Here is a 17,288-nt window from a genome sequence, read left to right on the forward strand (position 1 = left end):
AAGGGCCCGGGTCGGAAATAATCCGCGACCTTCCTCCCCCGGATCGGCCCGCCAAGCCCTTCCCTTGCCCCGAAATCCCGCCTAGCATCCGTGTTTCCGCGGGGGAAAGCAGGAGGTAGCATGCAGGTCATCCGCACGATCGCGTGGGTCTTGGTCACCGCGATACTCGTCGCGTTCATCGCCATGAACTGGAACACCGCCCCGGTGAATTTCTGGCCGCTCGAGAACGGCAACTACATCCACTTCGACTGGCCGGTGGGCTTCGTCGCCCTGCTGTTCTTCGGGCTCGGCATGCTGCCGGTGTGGCTCTACCTGCGCGCGGTGCGCTGGCGCCTGAACCGCCGCATCGCCGCCCTCGAAAACTCGCTCCGCGCGAATTCCACCGCGGCGCTCACCAATCCTGCGACCATCCCGGTCACCACCCCGGCGGCCGTCCCCGAGACGGACCCCGCCTTCGCCCTTGAAAATCCGTCGGAACCGCTGAAGCCATGAACCACAATCCCGTCTATCTCGCCCTCGACCTGCCCCGCCTCGACGCCGCAGAGGCGCTGGCGCGAAAGGTCGCTGGGCATATCGGCGGGATCAAGCTGGGGCTCGAGTTCTTCTGCGCCCACGGCCACCACGGCGTCCACGAGCTGCACAAGACCGGCCTGCCGATCTTCCTCGACCTCAAGCTGCACGACATTCCCAACACTGTCGCCGGCGCGATGCAGGCGATCCATGTCCTCCAGCCCTCGATCGTCACCGTCCACGCCGCCGGCGGCCGGGCGATGATGGAGGACGCCAAGGCCGCCGCCGGGGAGAACTGCAAGGTCGTGGCGGTGACCGTGCTCACCAGCCTCGACGGCGACGACCTCGCTGCCATCGGCGTCGGCGCCGACCCGCACGAACAGGCGCTGCGGCTGGCGGATCTGGCGCATTCGGCCGGGCTCGACGGCATCGTCTGCTCGGGCCACGAGGTCGGCGCGGTGCACCGGCAGTGGAAGGACGGCTACTTCGTCGTCCCGGGGCTGCGCGCCGCCGACGGCAAGGCAAACGGCGCGAACGGCGACCAGAAGCGCATCGTCACCCCCCGCGAAGCCCGTGACGCGGGCGCCAGCGTGCTCGTCATCGGGCGCCCGATCACGCGCGCGGAAGACCCGCTGGCGGCGGCCCGGGCGATCGAGGCCACGCTCTAAGGCTGCGACGTCCGGCCCTCGCAGGAGGGTCGCAAGGCGCTTGTCCCCATCCCGCGACCTCCCGCCCTGCGCGCAAGAAGCGGGATCCCCGCCTTTGCGCGGATGACGGCAGTGTTGGAATCCGGGTTCGTCTTCGAGCCCGTCTTTTGGGACGCGAGTCCCGAAAGGACGCGGCACCCCTCCGCTCACCTTAACAATCGGTCGCCCTGCCGTTCAGCGCGGCGCAACCCCTCGCGCCCCAGATCGTTGATCCGAAAACAACGGAGTGCGACCTGTAATGAAACGCCTGAACCTGATTGCCGCCACCGCGCTGGGCGCGGCGATGCTTCCCGCCGCGCCTGCCCTCGCGCAGCAGGTGGGCACCGCCTCCGCGATCGAGGCCGGGCACACCCTGCTGACGGTGACGGCCGAGGGCTCCTCCACGCGCACCCCCGACCTCGCCAGCTACACCGCCGGCGTCACCACGCAAGGCGCCACCGCCAGCGCGGCACTGTCGGCCAATTCGGCGCAGATGACGCAGGTGATCGCGGCGCTCAAGCGCGCAGGCATCGCCGACCGCGACCTGCAGACCAGCAACCTCAGCGTCAATCCGGTCTACGCCCAGCCCAAGCGCCTGCCCGACGGCAACTTCGAGGACGGCCCGCAGCGGATCGTCGGCTACCAGGCCACCAACAACGTCTCGGTCCGCCAGCGCAAGCTGGGCGACATGGGCAAGGTGATCGACGCGCTCGTGGCGGCGGGCGCGAACCAGGTGAACGGTCCCAACTTCGCGATCGACAAGCCCGAGGCGGCGCAGGACGAGGCGCGCATCGAGGCTATGAAGATCGCCCGCGCCCGTGCCGAACTCTACGCCCGTGCCGCGGGCCTGCGCGTCGCACGCATCGTCTCGATCGGCGAGAGCGGCGGCTACGTGCCGCAGCCGGTGATGTACGTGCGCAAGCAGTCGATGGACGTCGCCGCCGCCCCGCCGGTCGCCGCCGGAGAGCTGGAAATGAACGTCAACGTGACGGTGCAGTTCGAACTGGCGCCGTAAGACCACCCGGCAATCGTCGTCTCCGCCTCCGCGGGGACGACGATATGCCGGCCGGCCATTGCGGTGAGGGCGCTGGGCGCTAGATAGCCCGTGCACACCCACACGCGAGGCCATGACCCATGCCAACAGCGGCGATCAAGATCTGCGGCATCAGTACGCCGGACAGCCTGGAATGGGCGATCCGCGCCCGCGCCGCGCATATCGGCCTGGTGTTCTTCCCGAAAAGTCCGCGCGCGGTGACGCCTGCCGAGGCCGCCCTCCTGTCCGAGCGCGCCGAAGGCCGGATCGGCCGCGTCGGCCTGTTCGTCGATGCCGACGACGCCCTGCTCGGCGAGGCCGTGGCTGCCGCGCGCCTCGACGCCCTGCAACTCCACGGCGAGGAAACGCCAGAGCGCGCCGCCCAGCTGCGCGCGCGCTTCGGCGTACCGGTATGGAAGGCCCTGCCCGTCGCCAGCGCCCGCGATGTCGAGCGCGCCGCCGCCTATGCCGACGCGGTCGATCTCGTCCTGTTCGACGCCAGGACGCCCAAGGGCACGCTGCCCGGCGGCATGGGCCTCAGCTTCGACTGGAGCCTTGTCGCGAACTGGAAGGGTCCGGTCGCCTGGGGCCTTGCGGGCGGCCTCGATTCGGCCAACGTCGCCGAGGCGATCCGCCGGACCGGCACGCCGCTGGTCGATACCTCCTCGGGCGTCGAGAGCGCGCCCGGGGTCAAGGACGAGGAGCGCATCCGCGCCTTCTGCGCCGCCGTCCGCTCGGCGCAATAGGAAAAGGGCGGCCCGTTTTGCGGACCGCCCTCTCCTGCCATGCGCGCGCCCACTCGGGACACGGGACGAGCGCAAGCTATTCAGTCGCGAGCGATCAGAACTTCACGCCCACGCCCACCACGCCGCGATCGGCGTCGGGGGTGTTGTCGCCGACCAGCAGGTGCTGGTACTCGGCCTTGACGTAGTAGCGCGAGCCGACATCCTGCTGGATGCCGCCACCGACGCCGACGGCGCTGTTGCCGTAGCGGGTGTTCTTCGACTCCCAGTCGGCCAGCGCGTAGGCCTTGGTGGCGGGCGTGACCTTCAGGCCGACGCGGCCACCGGCGCCCCACGACACGCGCGTGCCGCCGGCGAGGATCTTGTCGGCCGAGCCCTGCACGCCCACGAACAGCTTGTCGCCGAGATCGTAGTCGTAGCCGGCCGCGACGCCCGCGGTTGCTTCGGTGTCGCTGCCGTTCCAGATCACGCCGCCGCGCGTCTCGACGCGGGCTTCGTTGGCCATGGCGGGGGCGGCAGCGGCCAGGGTGGCGACGGCGGCGAGCGAAACAAGTGCAATACGCATATTATAAACTCCAGTATTCAAAATCCCGGCCCTCACCGGGAGACCCGCCGCTGGGCCCGGGCCCCTTGCGCGTAGATGAACGAAAGTTTCGTCAAGTCGCCGGAAACGTCACGAAACTGCCGCTTTGGGACATTATGATGCTTTTGCCGCATTCCAGTTGCGCTCTTTGCAATTGAAAGCGGTGCCGTCGCTTCCCATCGCCCTGTAGGCGACCCGCTGGCGCAAAGGCGTCTGGACAAGCGCCGGGGGCTCTGCCAACGCGCGTAGCATGACAGCCCAACCGCCCGTGAACAGCTTGCGCTCCCTCCCCGACGCGACCGGCCACTTCGGCCAGTTCGGGGGGCGATATGTCGCCGAAACGCTGATGCCGCTGATTCTCGACCTCGAGAAGGAATACCGCGCGGCCAAGCTGGACCCTGCCTTCCAGGCCGAATTCGACGACCTGCTCAAGACCTTCGTCGGCCGCCCGAGCCCGCTCTACCCCGCCCCGCGCATCACCGAGCACTTCCGCGCGCTGGCGCCGGAGGGCAAGGGCCCGAAGATCTACTTCAAGCGCGAGGACCTGAACCACACCGGCGCGCACAAGATCAACAACTGCGTCGGCCAGATCCTGCTCGCCATGCGCATGGGCAAGACCCGCATCATCGCCGAGACCGGCGCCGGCCAGCACGGCGTCGCCACCGCCACCGTCGCGGCGCGCTTCGGCCTGCCCTGCGTGATCTTCATGGGCGCCAAGGACGTCGAGCGGCAGAAGCCCAACGTCTTCCGCATGAAGCTGCTCGGCGCCGAGGTCCATCCCGTCACCAGCGGCGCGGAAACGCTCAAGGACGCGATGAACGAGGCGCTGCGCGACTGGGTCGCCAACGTCCACGACACCTTCTACATCATCGGCACCGCCGCCGGCCCGCACCCCTATCCCGAACTCGTCCGCGACTTCCAGAGCGTTATCGGCAACGAGACGCGCGAGCAGATGATGGAGGCCGAGGGCCGCCTGCCCGACATGCTGGTTGCGGCCGTGGGCGGCGGGTCGAACGCGATCGGCATGTTCCACCCCTTCCTCGACGACCCCGAAGTGGCGATGGTCGGCATCGAGGCGGCCGGCCACGGCGTCGAGACCGGCAAGCACGCCGCCTCGCTGACCGGCGGCAAGCCCGGCATCCTCCACGGCAACAAGACCTACCTTCTGCAGGACGAGGACGGCCAGATCACCGAGGCGCACTCGATCAGCGCCGGTCTGGATTACCCCGGCCTCGGCCCCGAGCACTCGTGGCTGCACGAGAGCGGCCGCGTGCGCTACGTGCCGATCACCGATGACCAGGCGCTCGAGGCGTTCCAGCTGTGCTGCGCGCTCGAAGGCATCATCCCGGCGCTGGAAAGCGCCCACGCGCTCGCCGCCCTGCCGCAGCTGACCGCCGAGATGGACGCGGACAAGATCCTCGTCGTCAACGTCTCCGGGCGCGGCGACAAGGACATCTTCACGGTGGCCGAGGCGCTGGGGTTCGAGCTTTGAGAATTGTAATTCGCACAAGATAACCCGCTTCTCTAGCCCTCTCCCCTTCAGGGGAGAGGGTTGGGAGAGGGGCAAATGCGCGACGCCAGACTGACCGGCTACGCAAAAGACATGCGCAAGGCCATGACCGAGCCCGAAACCCGGATCTGGCTCCAACTCCGGGCCGGGCGCTTCGAAGGGGTGAAGTTTCGCAGGCAGAAGGTCATCGGCCGATACATCGCCGATTTCGCTGCCAACGACCCTCGCCTCGTCGTAGAGATCGACGGCCACACGCATGATGCCGACGACCCGCGCGAGGGCGTCAGAACGAAGTACCTGAACCTCCGCGGATACCACGTGGTCCGGTTCACCAATTTGGACGTGATGACGAACATGGACGGTGTCTTGACAAAGTTGTCGGAAACGCTGGAAACGGCGCGGCTTTCCCCTCTCCCAACCCTCTCCCCTGAAGGGGAGAGGGCTCAGTGACCCGCTTCGAAACCGCCTTTGCCAAGGGCCCCGCGCTCGTCTGCTTCATCACCGGGGGTGACGGCGACACCGCCGCCAACCTCGACGCGCTGGTCGAAGGCGGCGCCGACGTGATCGAGCTGGGCATGCCCTTCACCGATCCCATGGCCGATGGCCAGGCCATCCAGGAAGCCAACCTGCGCTCCTTCGCGGCGGGCACGAAGACCGCCGACATCTTCGCCCTCGCCGCCGCCTTCCGCGCCCGCCATCCGCAAGTGCCGCTGGTGCTGATGGGCTACGCCAACCCGATGACCGTGCGCGGCCCCGAGTGGTTCGCCGACGCCTGCGCCAAGGCCGGCGTCGACGGCGTCATCTGCGTCGACATCCCGCCCGAGGAGGACGCCGCGCTCGGCCCGGCGCTGCGCGCAAAGGGCGTCTCGCTGATCCGCCTCGCCACGCCGACCACCGACGCCGCGCGGCTTCCGGCGGTGCTGGAGGGCTCGTCGGGCTTCCTCTACTACGTCTCGGTCGCAGGGATCACCGGCATGCAGCAGGCCGCGCAGACCTCGATCGACGAGGCCGTCACCCGCCTCAAGGCCGCCAGCGCCATCCCCGTCGCGGTCGGCTTCGGCGTGCGCACGCCCGAACAGGCCGCCGCCATCGCCAAGGTCGCCGACGGCGTGGTCGTCGGCTCGGCGCTGGTCGACCTCGTCAAGCAGCACGGCGACAAGGCCGCCGGCCCCTTGCGCGAACTGACCGCCGCGCTGGCGCAGGCCGTGCATTCGGCGCGCGAGCCCGCGTGACGCGCTTCCTCCCCGCAACGGGGAGGGGGACCACCCGCAGGGTGGTGGAGGGGCACGCGCGGCGATGCGCGACCTCTCCGACGCTGCCCGTGCCCCTCCACCATGCTGCGCATGGTTCCCCTCCCGCGTGGGGGGAGGCATGAAGGACTTCGCCGTCTCGGACGCGCCGGTGGTCCAGGCCCAGCTCGACCGGCTCGCCGCGCTCTCGCTGCCGCAGGGGCGGATCGGGCTCGATGCGATCCGCGAACTGCTCGCGCGGCTGGGCGACCCGCACTTGGCGATAGCGCCCGCCTTCCACGTCGCGGGGACCAACGGCAAGGGCTCGACCTGCGCCTACCTGCGCGCGATCCTGGAGGCGCAGGGCTACCGCGTCCACGCGATCACCAGCCCGCATCTGGTCCGCTACAACGAGCGCATCCGCATCGCCGGCGAACTGGTCGGCGACGACGAGCTGGCAGCGCTGCTGGCCGAAGTACTGGACGCGTCGGACGGCCTCGCCGTCAGCTTCTTCGAAGTCACCATCGCCGCCAGCTTTCTGGCCTTCTCGCGCCATCCTGCCGACGCCTGCGTGATCGAGGTGGGCCTCGGCGGCCGGTTCGACGCCACCAACGTGCTGCCCGCCCCGCTCGCCTGCGGGATCGCGACGCTGGGGATCGACCACGAACGCTTCCTCCTCGCCCCCGAGGACGGCACCCCCACCGAGCCGCTGGCGCGAATCGCCTTCGAGAAAGCGGGCATCCGACGCCCCGGCGTGCCGCTGGTAACGCAGGCCTATCCCGTCCCTGTCATGGCCGTACTGCAGTCGCTCGCCGCCTCCGAGCACGTCCCGCTCTACTGGCGCGGCGATTGCTGGAACGCGCAGGTCACCAGCGACGCGATCTGGTTCGAGGACGGCGACGGCTCGCTGACCCTGCCGCTCCCACATATTCCCGGCGCCCACCAGGCCGACAATGCCGCACTCGCGGTCGCCATGCTGCGGCGGCAGGACGTGCTGCGCATCGACCCCCAGGCCTACGCCGCCGGCATCCGCGCCGCGCGATGGCCGGCCCGGATGCAGCTGCTCGGCGACGGCCCGCTAACCCGCCTCGTCCCCGGCACCCCGGTCTGGCTCGACGGGGGCCACAACCGGGATGCGGGGCTGGCGCTGGCCACGTTCCTCGCCGACCAGGAGATCGCCCCGCACCTCGTGCTCGGCATGATCGAGGGCAAGGACCCCGGCGCCCTGCTCGAGCCGCTGCACCGCGACATCGAGAGCGTCACGCTGGTGCCAGTGCCCGGCCACGACTGCCTGCCGCCCGAGGCTTTCGCCGGCTGGTCGGTGGAAACCACCTGCGCGCCGGACGTCGCGACGGCGCTGGCGGAGCTGGAAAAGCGCAACCCCCGCTCGGTGCTGATCGCCGGGTCGCTCTACCTCGCCGGCGCGGTGCTGCGCGAGAATGGGGAATGGCCGGACTGACGGCGCAAGGTCTACCCAAAACGCCCGTCGCCCCCGCGCAGGCGGGGGCCCCGCTTTTTCCTCTGCCACGCCCGAAATAACAAGCGGGATCCCCGCCTACGCGGGGACGACGGGTCTAGTATGTCGCATGGAACCTGCGCTGCTCAGGCGAAGTCGTCGGCCTCCACCTCGCCCGCCGAGCCCATCGCCTGGTCGACCAGCCCGGTGCGGCTCATCCACCAGAACAGCACCATGCCCGGCACCGAGGCCAGCGTCGTCAGCAGGTAGAAGTTCACGTAGCCCATCGCCTCGATCAGCGCCCCGGCGGTGGTGCCGGTCAGCAGCCGCCCAACCACGCTCGCCGCCGCCGAGATCAGCGCGTACTGCGAGGCGGTGTAGCGAAGGTCGCAAAGGGCCGAGAAATAGGCGATCACCACCACGCCGCCGTAGCCGCTGGCGATGTTCTCGAACCCGATCGCGCCTGCCATGCCCCAGTTGCTGTGCCCCGCCGCCGCCAACGCCGCGAAGCTGAGGTTGGAAACGCCCATTAGCACCAGCGACAGCATGACCGAGCGCTTCAGGCCCATGCGCGCATAGGCGACGCCGCCGATGAACACGCCGATCATATAGGCCCAGAAGCCCAGCCCGATATCGTAGATGGCGATCTCGTCGTTGGAGAAGCCGAGGTCGTCGAACAGCAGGCGGAAGGTCAGGTTCGCCAGCGTGTCGCCGATCTTGTGGACGAGGATGAACAGCAGCACGAGGAACGCGCCGTTGCGCCGGAAGAACTCGCCGAACGGGCCGACGATAGAGCCCCAGACTTCGGCCACGCCCTTCTTCTCGACCACCACCTTGCGCCGCTCGGGCTCGCCGAGGAACAGCGCGGCGAGCATGGCGGGCAGCGCGAAAACGGCGCAGGCCATGTAGCCCACGCTCCAGCCGTACCGGGCCGAAAGCACCAGCGCGAGGGCGCCCGCCCCTGCCGATCCGATGCGCCAGCCGTACTGGCTCATGCCCGAGCCGGTGCCGAGCTGGTAGGGTTTCAGCGTCTCGATGCGGTAGGCGTCGATGACGATGTCGAAGCTGGCGCCGGCCACGCCCACCAGCACGGCGGCGATGACGGTTGCCTGCAGGTTGGCCCCCGGGTCCACCAGCGCGAGGTTGACGACGGCGGCCATCACCGCGAGCCCGCAGACCAGCATCCACGATACGCGCTGGCCCATGCGGTGCAGCAGCGGTAGGCGCACGCCGTCGATGATCCAGGCCCAGAAGACCTTCAGGTTGTAGACAAGGAAGGCGAGGGTGAAGGCAGTCACGACCTTCTTGTCGATCCCGTCCTGCGCCAGGCGGGTCGTCAGCGTGGCGCCGATCATCGCATAGGGAAAGCCTGAGGACAGGCCGAGCATGAACGAGGCCAGCGATTCCTTTTCGAAATAAGGCTTTACCGAGCCCCAGGCACCGCGACGCTCCACACTGCTATCGGCGTCCACGCCTGTCTCCTTGAAGCTGCCCGAGCGTACATGGCCGCCGCGAGGGCGAACATGGCCGCAACTTAGCGAGGCCGTCCGCGAAGGGAAGGCTGGATGAAGCGGCGATCAACAGGTATGGGCCCTCGAATGTCCAAACCACCCAGCAAGTCCGGCGGCTCCGGCCGCGGCCGTCCGCCCCATGGTTCGTCAGGCGGCGGCTCTTCCCGCGATCGTTCCTCGTTCGGCAGTTCCCCGCGCGGCGGCAGCCGTGACGGCGGCGCTCGTGAGGGCGGACCTCGCGGCGACGCGCCCCGTGGGGGCAGGGGCCGCGAGGAATCGGCAGGCGGCGGTGGTCCGCGCTACAATTCAGGCGGTTCGCGCAGCGGAGGCGGCCGCGACGACGGCCCCCGCAGCGGTGGCGGCTCGCGCGGCGGCTACTCGCGCGACGCGGCTCCGCGCGACGGAGCCCCTCGCGGTGACGCGCCCCGCAGCGGGCCGCGCGACGGTGGCTATCGCGGCGGCGCGCCTCGCGAAGATTCGCCCCGTGGCGGTTCGCGCGGCGGTTATTCCCGCGACGGAGCGCCTCGCGGCGACTCGCCGCGCAGCAGCGGACCGCGCGATGGCGCCAGCCCGCGCCCTCAGCGCCGCGACGAGGCTCCGCGGGATGCGGCGCCTCGTGAAGCCTACCGCAGCGGCACGCCGCGCGGTGCCTATTCGCGCGACGACGCGCCGCGCGGCGGTTCGCGTGACGGCGCCCCCCGCGCCACCTACTCGCGCGGTCCCCGTGACGAACGGCGTGACGAGCGTGGCGGCGGTGGCCGCTTCGGCCGCAGCGAGGCCCCGCGCCCGCCGCGCCCGATCGCCAATCCCGGGCCGGCACCCCGCGCCGCCAAACCGACGCCCAAGAACCCGCTGCTCCCGGCACGCGACGGTGAGCGCATCGCCAAGCTGCTCGCCCGTGCCGGCGTCGCCAGTCGCCGCGAAGTGGAGCGGCTGATCGCCGAAGGCCGCGTCCGGATCGGTGACCAGGTCGTCGAGGCGCCCTCGACCGTGCTGACCAGCCTGGCGGGCGTCACCGTCGACGGCAATCTCATCGCCGAGCCGGAACACACCCGCCTGTTCCTGTTCCACAAGCCCGCCGGCCTCATCACCGCCGAGCGCGACCCTGCCGGCCGCCCGACGATCTACAACGCGCTGCGCAACGCCCTGCCCGAAGGGGCGGGCCGGGTGATGCCGATCGGCCGCCTCGACCTCAATACCGAGGGCCTGCTGCTGCTGACCAACGACGGCGCGTTCAAGCGCCAGCTAGAACTGCCCTCGACCGGCGTGCCGCGCACCTACCGCGCGCGTACTTTCGGCGACATCACGCAAAGCCGCCTCGAGGAACTGATGGAGGGCATCGAGGTCGACGGCGTGATCTACGGCAAGATCAACGCCAACATGGAACGCCGCACCGGGCGCAACCAGTGGATCGAGATGACGCTGACCGAAGGCAAAAACCGCGAAGTCCGCCGCGTGCTGGAAGCGCTCGACCTGCAGGTCAGCCGCCTGCTGCGCGTCGCCTACGGTCCCTTCGTGCTGGGCGACATGCCCAAGGGCACCGCCGGCGAAGTCGCTCAGAAGGACCTCGAGAACTTCCGCCGCACGCTGAAGGAAAGCGCCGCGCGCGAGGCCAATGCCCGGGCTAACAGGCCTGCGGAGCCCGAAGCCAACGAGGCCGAGGAGCCCGAGGCTTGAGCGGACTGCGCATAATCGCCGGTGAATGGCGCGGCCGCAAACTGGCCGCGCCGCAGGGCGACACCACCCGTCCCACCGCCGACCGCACGCGCGAGACGCTGTTCTCGATGCTGGTGAGCCGGCTGGGCGATTTCGAGGGCCTGAAGGTCGCCGACCTTTTCGCCGGGTCCGGCGCGCTGGGGCTGGAAGCCCTGTCGCGCGGGGCGGCGCATTGCCTCTTCGTCGACCAGGACGCCGCCGCGATCCGCGCCGTGCGCGCCAACATCGCCGCCCTGCGCGCACAGGCAAGCTGCGACGTGCGCGCCAGTTCGGTGATGTCGCTTGGGCCCGCGAAGGAGCCGCTTGACCTCGTGCTGCTCGACCCGCCCTACGATACCGGCGCGGGCGCGGTGGCGATCGACAAGCTCGCGCGCCTCGGCTGGATCGGCGAGACCACCTGGGTCAGCCTGGAGACCGGCAAGGGCGAGAGCGTCTCGATCCGCGGCTTCGAGACCGAGACCGAGCGCGACGTCGGCAAGGCACGGTTGCATCTGCTGCGACGGGTGGGCTAGAACGGCCGCATAAAATCTGCCGTCATCCCAGCGAAAGCCGGGACCGCTGTGTACCCTTGAGGCGATAGCTCTCCGACAGCCACTCGCCGGCAAGCTCTCCGCAGAAACCTCGCGGGGCCTTGCCAGCGATCCCAGCCTACGCTGGGATGACGGTCAGGGGATCGCGTGCCACCCGGTCAGACCCCGCCGCGATTGACGCAGCCGTCGGTCACCGTCTTGCTGCACTTGGGATACTTCTTGTCCATCGCGGTGGCGGGCGGCGGCGTCAGCGCGCCCTTGTAGGGGCCGCCTTGATAGCTCTCGTCAGCCGGCATGGCCGGACGGGCGGCCTGTCCCGCTGCCTGCGGATCGGGCACTCCGGCGGTCGGCATACCCTCGCCCGGAGGGTTTGCCTGCCCGGCCGGCGTGCTGGGCGTCTCGCCGCTCATCTGCTGCACGACCGAGTTCCACGCCATCTGGCGCTGCTCGGGCGACATCTTGTAGATCTGGCCGCGCTGGTCGCCGGTCAAGGCCCAGTAACCCTTCTGCTGCTCGGCGTTGAGCGTCCAGTAATAGACCTTGTAGTCGTTCGGCCACGAGGCATAGTCGGCCTTCTGCTCCGGCGTCCAGGCGTCGTGGACCGCCTTCTGCTCGGGCGTCAGGGCGGGCGCGGTGGCGGTGGATGTCGCCGGAGCGGCGGGCATGGCATCGGTGCCTTGCGCATGGACGGCGGGGATGGCCATCATGGCGAGGGCAGCGGACCCTGCGAGCAGTAGCTTACGCATTCTCACTCTCCATTATATTTTGTGCTGCCTGACCGACGAACCGGCGCGGGAATTGTTCCGTGCGTGCGACGAACCGGGCTTGCACCGAGCCGTCCCGTTCCCTAGTTGTTCACGGTGAACAATCTGCAATCCCCCCCCTCTCCCGAGGCCCTGATCGAGGGCCTCAACGCACCCCAGCGCGAAGCGGTGCTGACTACCGAGGGGCCGGTGCTCATGCTGGCGGGGGCCGGCACCGGCAAGACCGCCGCGCTGACTGCCCGGCTTGCCCACCTCGTGCGCAATCGCCTCGCCTGGCCGAGCGAGATTCTCTGCGTCACGTTCACCAACCGCGCCGCGCGCGAGATGCGCGAGCGGGTGGGCCACCTGATCGGCCCGGCGGTGGAGGGCATGCCGTGGCTGGGCACATTCCACTCGATCGCTGCCAAGATGCTGCGCCGCCATGCCGAACTGGTGGGCCTGCAATCGAACTACACGATCATCGACACCGACGACCAGCTACGCCTGCTCAAGCAGCTGATCGTGGCCGAGGGCGTGGACGAAAAGCGCTTCCCCGCCCGCCAGCTCGCGCAGCTGCTGGACCGCTGGAAGAACCGCGGCCTCAACCCCGCCGACATCGACGCGGGCGAGAGCGAGGCCTATGCCAACGGCAAGGGCCAGAAGTTCTACCAGCTCTACCAGGACCGGCTGAAGGCCGTGAACGCCTGCGATTTCGGCGATCTGCTGCTCCACATGCTCAACATCCTGCGCACCCACCGCGACGTGCTCGAGCAGTACCAGCAGCGCTTCAAGTACGTCATGGTGGACGAGTACCAGGACACCAACCAGGTCCAGTACCTGTGGCTGCGCCTGATCGCGCAGGGCCGACAGAACATCTGCGTGGTGGGCGACGACGACCAGTCGATCTACTCGTGGCGCGGCGCCGAGGTGGCCAATATCCTGCGCTTCGAGAAGGACTTTCCCGGCGCCAAGGTGATCCGGCTGGAACAGAACTACCGCTCCACCCCGCAGATCCTCGGCGCGGCGTCGGGGCTCATCAACGAGAACAGCCAGCGCCTCGGCAAGACGCTGTGGACCGAGCGCCACGCCGGCGAGCAGGTGCGCGTCGTCGGCGTCTGGGACGGCCCGGAGGAAGCGCGCCGCGTGGGCGACGAGATCGAGCGGCTGGAACGCGAAGGCGCCCCGCTCGACCAGATCGCGATCCTCGTGCGCGCGCAGTACCAGACGCGCGAGTTCGAGGACCGGTTCATTGCGATCGGCATGAAGTACCGCATCGTGGGGGGTTTTCGCTTCTACGAGCGCGCCGAGATCCGCGACGCGCTGGCGTACCTGCGCGTCATCGCCCAGCCGCAGGACGACCTCGCGTTCGAACGCATCTACAACGCCCCCAAGCGCGGCCTCGGCGCCAAGGCGCTGGAGGGCATCCATACCCTCGCCCGCCGGCGCGGCATCCCGCTGACGGCCGCCGCGATCGAGATCGCCGACAGTGATGAGCTACCGGCGCGCGCCCGCAACACCTTCCTCTCGCTGATGCGCGACTTCGCCCGCTGGCGCGACCTTTCCGCCACCGAGAAGCCCTCGGACCTCCTGCGCACCGTCATGGACGAATGCGGCTATACCGACGCGCTGCAGGCGGAGAAGACCGCCGAGGCGACCGGGCGGCTCGAAAACCTCGTCGAACTCGCGCGCGCCATGGAGGAATACGAAAGCCTCGGCGACTTCCTCGAACACGTCAGCCTCGTCATGGACAACGAGAACGCGGCGGACGAGGAGAAGGTCACGATCATGACTATGCACGCCGCCAAGGGCCTGGAATTCGACAACGTGTTCCTGCCCGGCTGGGAGGAAGGCGTGTTCCCCTCGCAGCGCGCGCTCGACGAAGGCGGCCTCGCCAGCCTAGAGGAGGAACGCCGCCTCGCCTACGTCGCGATCACGCGGGCGCGGCGGAAATGCACGATCCTCCACGCCGCCAACCGCCGCATCTACGGGCAGTGGACCAGCTCGATCCCCTCGCGCTTCATCGCCGAACTGCCTGACGATCATGTGGAAGCGGAGACCACGCTGTCGGGCGGAGCCTCGCTGTGGCGCGCGCAGTGGTCGGAGCACGGCGATCCCTTCGCCGACGTCGCCCGCATCCAGCCGTCGCGCATCGTCACGCGCGGCCCCGGCTGGCAGCGCGCGGCGGCGCAGGAGTTCGACACCAAGCCCAAGCGCGTCGCCGAAAGCACTCGCAGCGCCGCCAGCTTCGCCGCCAAGCCCCGCGCCGACATCGGCGTGGGCGACCGGGTGTTCCACGAGAAGTTCGGCTACGGCGCCATCGCCGCGCAGGAAGGCAACAAGCTGGAGATCGACTTCGAGCATTCGGGGCGCAAGCGCGTGATCGACAGCTTCGTCAAGCCTGCCTGAACGCAGTCACACACCCCACTTGGCCAGTCGTTCCGCCAGCCAGTCGACCCCGCGCGTGATGGCCGGCTCGTAGCCCTCCTCCTCGATAGCGGGGCCGAGGAATTCGAGGTCGAACAGCCCGGCGTAGCCCGCCTCCAGCAGTTCCCCCAGCAGCCATTCGAGAGGGATAGAGCCGTCGCCCGGCACGCGGCGGTTGAAGGCAAGCGGCTCGCCGAGGCGGAAATCGCTGACGTTGACGATCAGGAAACGCTCGTGGTTCTCGCGGAACAGGCGCGGCAGGTCGCGCTCGTACCAGCAGTTCTGCAGTTCGACGACGACGCCGGTATCCGCGCGGCGCGACAGTTCGCAGGCGTCGGCGAGCGAGCCGACGAAGCCCAGCTGCCGCGTGGCGATGGAATTGTGCTCGACCGCCAGCCTGACGCCGGACTGGATGGCATAGCCGTTGGCGAGGCCGATCATCGCGGTCAACCGGTCGAACGCCTCGTCGGTGGGCATGTGCTCGGGTGCGGCGCCGGAGACGGTGAAGGCGTTAACGCAGCCGAGCGCTGCCGCCGTGTCGATCAGGGGACGCAGGTGCGCGAGGGTGGCCTGGGCATCGTCGATCAGCGAGGCGCCGCCGGTGCCGATCGAGGCCACCGCAAGCCCGCTGTCGCGCACCAGCGCGATGGCGTCCTCAGGCTGGTCGCCCAGCCGCGCCAGGGTCAGCGACACCGCGCCGACGCCGAGCCGACGCAGGAGGCCGAGCGTGCGTTCGAGCGGCCAGCGCGCGGCGCAGACTACACTGACGGAGAGGCGGGGATGGACCGGGGTGAAGCTCATCCCAGCAGACTAGAGGGTGTCCGGGCGGGGAAGAACCCCAATTTACAGAACTGAACGACCTACTCCGTCGCCCCCGCGGCGGCGGGGGGCCCGCTTCCTTGCGTCACGCCATAACCTGAAAGGAACAAGCGGGGCCCCGCCTGCGCGGGGACGACGAGGGTTTGGTGCTGAGGCCGCCGCGACCGGGATCACCCGGACGCAGTGTTATCTCAGAACAGCGCCGAGACGTTGAGGAAGCTCGGGATCGGGCCGTTCCACGCATCGTCGCGGGCAGCCGCGGGTGCCGGTGCGCGGCGAGCGGGGGCGCGTTTCTCGGTGGGACGTTCGGCGGCGGGTTCGCTGCTCGGCGCCCGCTCGGCGCGCGGGGCACGAGGTGCGCGTTCGGCGCGGGGGGCTCGTTCAGCGCGAGGCGCGCGTTCGGGGCGTTCCGCCACCGGTGCGGCCGCTTCGGGCTGCGTGGCGACTTCGGCCGGTTCCGGCGCTTCCACGTCGGCGCGAGGCGCGCGGCGGGCGCGCGGTTCGCGCTTGGGCTTTTCCTCGCGCGCGGGCTTTTCGCCGCGCTTCGGCTTGCTTTCGCGGGCCGGTGCTTCGGCGCCCGCTTCGGTGGTTTCACCCAGCGCGAGGTCGTAGATCGGGATCGGACCTCCGGTCAGTTTCTCGACGTTGGCGATCGCCTCGGCGTCCTCGGGGGCGACGAAGGTGAAGGCGCGGCCGGTGGCGCCGCCGCGGCCGGTGCGGCCGATGCGGTGGACGTAGTCGTCCGGGTGCCAGGGCGTGTCGAAGTTGAAGACGTGGCTCACGCCCTTCACGTCGAGCCCGCGCGCGGCGACGTCGGAAGCGCACAGGATGCTGATCTCACCGGCCTTGAAGCGTTCCAGTTCCGCGTTGCGCGATGCCTGGTCCATGTCGCCGTGGATCTCGCCCGCCGAGAAACCGTAGCTCTTCAGGCTCTTGGCCAGTTCGCGCACAGTGGTTTTGCGGTTGGCGAAAACGATCGCGGTGGTGACGTTGTCGGTCTTGAGTATCTGGCGCAGCGCTTCACGCTTGCCGCGCGAGGACACCGCAACCTTGTGCTGGACGATGCTGGTGTTGTTCGAGGCCGGACGCGCGACTTCGATGTACTTCGGGTTCGTCAGGAAGCGGTCGGCCAGCTTCTTGATGACCGGCGGCATCGTGGCAGAGAACAGCAGCGTCTGGCGATTGGCCGGCAGCTTCGAGCAGATCGTCTCGATGTCGGGGATGAAGCCCATGTCGAGCATGCGGTCGGCTTCGTCGATGACGAGCAGTTCGCAGCCGGTGAGCATGATCTTGCCGCGCTCGAACAGGTCCATCAGGCGGCCCGGCGTGGCGATGAGCACGTCGACGCCGGCGGACAGCGCCTTGAGCTGGTCACCCATCTGCACGCCGCCGATCAGCAGCGCCATCTTCAGGTCGTGGTTCTTGCCGTACTTCTCGAAGTTCTCGGCGACCTGCGCGGCGAGTTCGCGCGTCGGCTCGAGGATCAGCGATCGCGGCATCAGCGCGCGGCGGCGACCATGGCCGAGGATGTCGATCATCGGCAGCACGAAGGCCGCGGTCTTGCCGGTGCCGGTCTGCGCGATACCGATGATGTCCTTCATCATCAGCACGGGCGGAATCGTCTGCGCCTGGATCGGAGTCGGCTCGGTATAACCGGCGGCCTCGACCGATTGGAGCAATTCGTCAGACAGGCCGAGATCGGCAAAGCTCATAGGCGTTTGGTTTTTCCGGAAAAACTTGGTCAATGGGGCGACATGGAGCCGGACGGAACATCAGCCCGTCGGAGACACCTGTT

At 69.2% G+C, this 17,288-nt stretch carries 16 protein-coding genes; 11 read left to right on the forward strand and 5 right to left on the reverse strand.

Features of this window, described 5'->3' with window-relative positions; all coding sequences use genetic code 11:
* Positions 1-120 precede the first annotated feature (120 nt).
* The 4 genes from AC07M9_RS10595 to AC07M9_RS10610 all read left to right on the forward strand — a co-directional run bounded on the left by AC07M9_RS10595 (position 121) and on the right by AC07M9_RS10610 (position 2,975).
* Positions 121-492 (forward strand): LapA family protein, encoded by a 372-nt coding sequence (locus AC07M9_RS10595; RefSeq protein WP_494883604.1) that lies wholly within the window; start codon positions 121-123, stop codon positions 490-492.
* Positions 489-1,178: an orotidine-5'-phosphate decarboxylase gene (gene pyrF / locus AC07M9_RS10600; protein WP_494883605.1), complete on the forward strand. Its 690-nt coding sequence runs from the start codon at positions 489-491 to the stop codon at positions 1,176-1,178. The genes AC07M9_RS10595 and pyrF overlap by 4 nt, the downstream gene beginning before the upstream one ends.
* A gap of 277 nt (positions 1,179-1,455) precedes the next feature.
* The gene (locus tag AC07M9_RS10605; RefSeq protein ID WP_494883606.1) at positions 1,456-2,211 is read left to right on the forward strand and encodes an SIMPL domain-containing protein; all 756 of its coding nucleotides are present in this window, start codon (positions 1,456-1,458) and stop codon (positions 2,209-2,211) included.
* Between the two features lie 119 nt (positions 2,212-2,330).
* Positions 2,331-2,975 (forward strand): phosphoribosylanthranilate isomerase, encoded by a 645-nt coding sequence (locus AC07M9_RS10610; RefSeq protein WP_494883607.1) that lies wholly within the window; start codon positions 2,331-2,333, stop codon positions 2,973-2,975.
* A gap of 94 nt (positions 2,976-3,069) precedes the next feature.
* Here AC07M9_RS10610 and AC07M9_RS10615 read toward each other — a convergent pair whose 3' ends face one another.
* Positions 3,070-3,537 carry an outer membrane beta-barrel protein gene (locus tag AC07M9_RS10615; protein ID WP_494883608.1) on the reverse strand — a complete coding sequence of 156 codons (468 nt, stop codon included), beginning with the start codon at positions 3,535-3,537 and terminating at the stop codon, positions 3,070-3,072.
* A 268-nt stretch (positions 3,538-3,805) separates the two neighbouring features.
* Here AC07M9_RS10615 and trpB point away from each other — a divergent pair, with 268 nt between their 5' ends.
* The 4 genes from trpB (at position 3,806) to AC07M9_RS10635 (ending at position 7,753) form a co-directional block, all read left to right on the forward strand.
* Entirely contained in the window at positions 3,806-5,047 is a 1,242-nt protein-coding gene (trpB, locus tag AC07M9_RS10620) for a tryptophan synthase subunit beta (RefSeq protein ID WP_494883609.1), read from the forward strand.
* Positions 5,048-5,122: 75 nt separating this feature from the next.
* Entirely contained in the window at positions 5,123-5,515 is a 393-nt protein-coding gene (locus AC07M9_RS10625) for an endonuclease domain-containing protein (protein ID WP_494883611.1), read from the forward strand.
* Positions 5,512-6,297 carry a tryptophan synthase subunit alpha gene (trpA, locus tag AC07M9_RS10630; protein WP_494883613.1) on the forward strand — a complete coding sequence of 262 codons (786 nt, stop codon included), beginning with the start codon at positions 5,512-5,514 and terminating at the stop codon, positions 6,295-6,297. The genes AC07M9_RS10625 and trpA overlap by 4 nt, the downstream gene beginning before the upstream one ends.
* Positions 6,298-6,436: 139 nt before the next feature.
* Positions 6,437-7,753 (forward strand): bifunctional folylpolyglutamate synthase/dihydrofolate synthase, encoded by a 1,317-nt coding sequence (locus AC07M9_RS10635; RefSeq protein WP_494883614.1) that lies wholly within the window; start codon positions 6,437-6,439, stop codon positions 7,751-7,753.
* Between the two features lie 143 nt (positions 7,754-7,896).
* On the opposite strand, the gene AC07M9_RS10640 is transcribed toward AC07M9_RS10635, so the two are convergent.
* Positions 7,897-9,222, reverse strand: coding sequence for an AmpG family muropeptide MFS transporter (locus AC07M9_RS10640; protein WP_494883616.1), 1,326 nt, complete (start codon positions 9,220-9,222; stop codon positions 7,897-7,899).
* Between the two features lie 126 nt (positions 9,223-9,348).
* Between AC07M9_RS10640 and AC07M9_RS10645 the strand changes: the two genes are divergently transcribed.
* Both AC07M9_RS10645 and rsmD read left to right on the forward strand, forming a co-directional pair.
* The gene (locus tag AC07M9_RS10645) at positions 9,349-10,938 is read left to right on the forward strand and encodes a pseudouridine synthase (RefSeq protein ID WP_494883618.1); all 1,590 of its coding nucleotides are present in this window, start codon (positions 9,349-9,351) and stop codon (positions 10,936-10,938) included.
* Entirely contained in the window at positions 10,935-11,489 is a 555-nt protein-coding gene (rsmD, locus tag AC07M9_RS10650; protein WP_494883620.1) for a 16S rRNA (guanine(966)-N(2))-methyltransferase RsmD, read from the forward strand. The genes AC07M9_RS10645 and rsmD overlap by 4 nt, the downstream gene beginning before the upstream one ends.
* Positions 11,490-11,665: 176 nt before the next feature.
* Here the strand turns inward: rsmD and AC07M9_RS10655 are convergent, their stop codons facing one another.
* A complete protein-coding gene (locus tag AC07M9_RS10655; RefSeq protein ID WP_494883622.1) occupies positions 11,666-12,253 on the reverse strand; it encodes a hypothetical protein in 588 nt (195 codons plus the stop codon).
* A gap of 114 nt (positions 12,254-12,367) precedes the next feature.
* Here AC07M9_RS10655 and AC07M9_RS10660 point away from each other — a divergent pair, with 114 nt between their 5' ends.
* Complete coding sequence (locus AC07M9_RS10660) at positions 12,368-14,656, forward strand: ATP-dependent helicase (RefSeq protein ID WP_494883624.1); 2,289 nt, start codon at positions 12,368-12,370, stop codon at positions 14,654-14,656.
* Positions 14,657-14,662: 6 nt separating this feature from the next.
* Here the strand turns inward: AC07M9_RS10660 and AC07M9_RS10665 are convergent, their stop codons facing one another.
* Both AC07M9_RS10665 and AC07M9_RS10670 read right to left on the reverse strand, forming a co-directional pair.
* Complete coding sequence (locus tag AC07M9_RS10665) at positions 14,663-15,475, reverse strand: sugar phosphate isomerase/epimerase family protein (RefSeq protein WP_494883626.1); 813 nt, start codon at positions 15,473-15,475, stop codon at positions 14,663-14,665.
* Positions 15,476-15,684: 209 nt separating this feature from the next.
* A complete protein-coding gene (locus AC07M9_RS10670; protein ID WP_494883627.1) occupies positions 15,685-17,205 on the reverse strand; it encodes a DEAD/DEAH box helicase in 1,521 nt (506 codons plus the stop codon).
* Positions 17,206-17,288 lie beyond the last annotated feature (83 nt).

Source organism: Novosphingobium sp. GW821-FHT09E05 (genome assembly GCF_059416165.1).

Bases quoted from the DNA above. Each gene is read 5' to 3' on its own strand.
- AC07M9_RS10595 (WP_494883604.1), top strand. From the start codon at position 121: ATGCAGGTCATCCGCACGATCGCGTGGGTCTTGGTCACCGCGATACTC.
- pyrF (WP_494883605.1), top strand. From the start codon at position 489: ATGAACCACAATCCCGTCTATCTCGCCCTCGACCTGCCCCGCCTCGAC.
- AC07M9_RS10605 (WP_494883606.1), top strand. From the start codon at position 1,456: ATGAAACGCCTGAACCTGATTGCCGCCACCGCGCTGGGCGCGGCGATG.
- AC07M9_RS10610 (WP_494883607.1), top strand. From the start codon at position 2,331: ATGCCAACAGCGGCGATCAAGATCTGCGGCATCAGTACGCCGGACAGC.
- AC07M9_RS10615 (WP_494883608.1), bottom strand. From the start codon at position 3,537: ATGCGTATTGCACTTGTTTCGCTCGCCGCCGTCGCCACCCTGGCCGCT.
- trpB (WP_494883609.1), top strand. From the start codon at position 3,806: ATGACAGCCCAACCGCCCGTGAACAGCTTGCGCTCCCTCCCCGACGCG.
- AC07M9_RS10625 (WP_494883611.1), top strand. From the start codon at position 5,123: ATGCGCGACGCCAGACTGACCGGCTACGCAAAAGACATGCGCAAGGCC.
- AC07M9_RS10635 (WP_494883614.1), top strand. From the start codon at position 6,437: ATGAAGGACTTCGCCGTCTCGGACGCGCCGGTGGTCCAGGCCCAGCTC.
- AC07M9_RS10645 (WP_494883618.1), top strand. From the start codon at position 9,349: ATGTCCAAACCACCCAGCAAGTCCGGCGGCTCCGGCCGCGGCCGTCCG.
- AC07M9_RS10655 (WP_494883622.1), bottom strand. From the start codon at position 12,253: ATGCGTAAGCTACTGCTCGCAGGGTCCGCTGCCCTCGCCATGATGGCC.
- AC07M9_RS10665 (WP_494883626.1), bottom strand. From the start codon at position 15,475: ATGAGCTTCACCCCGGTCCATCCCCGCCTCTCCGTCAGTGTAGTCTGC.
- AC07M9_RS10670 (WP_494883627.1), bottom strand. From the start codon at position 17,205: ATGAGCTTTGCCGATCTCGGCCTGTCTGACGAATTGCTCCAATCGGTC.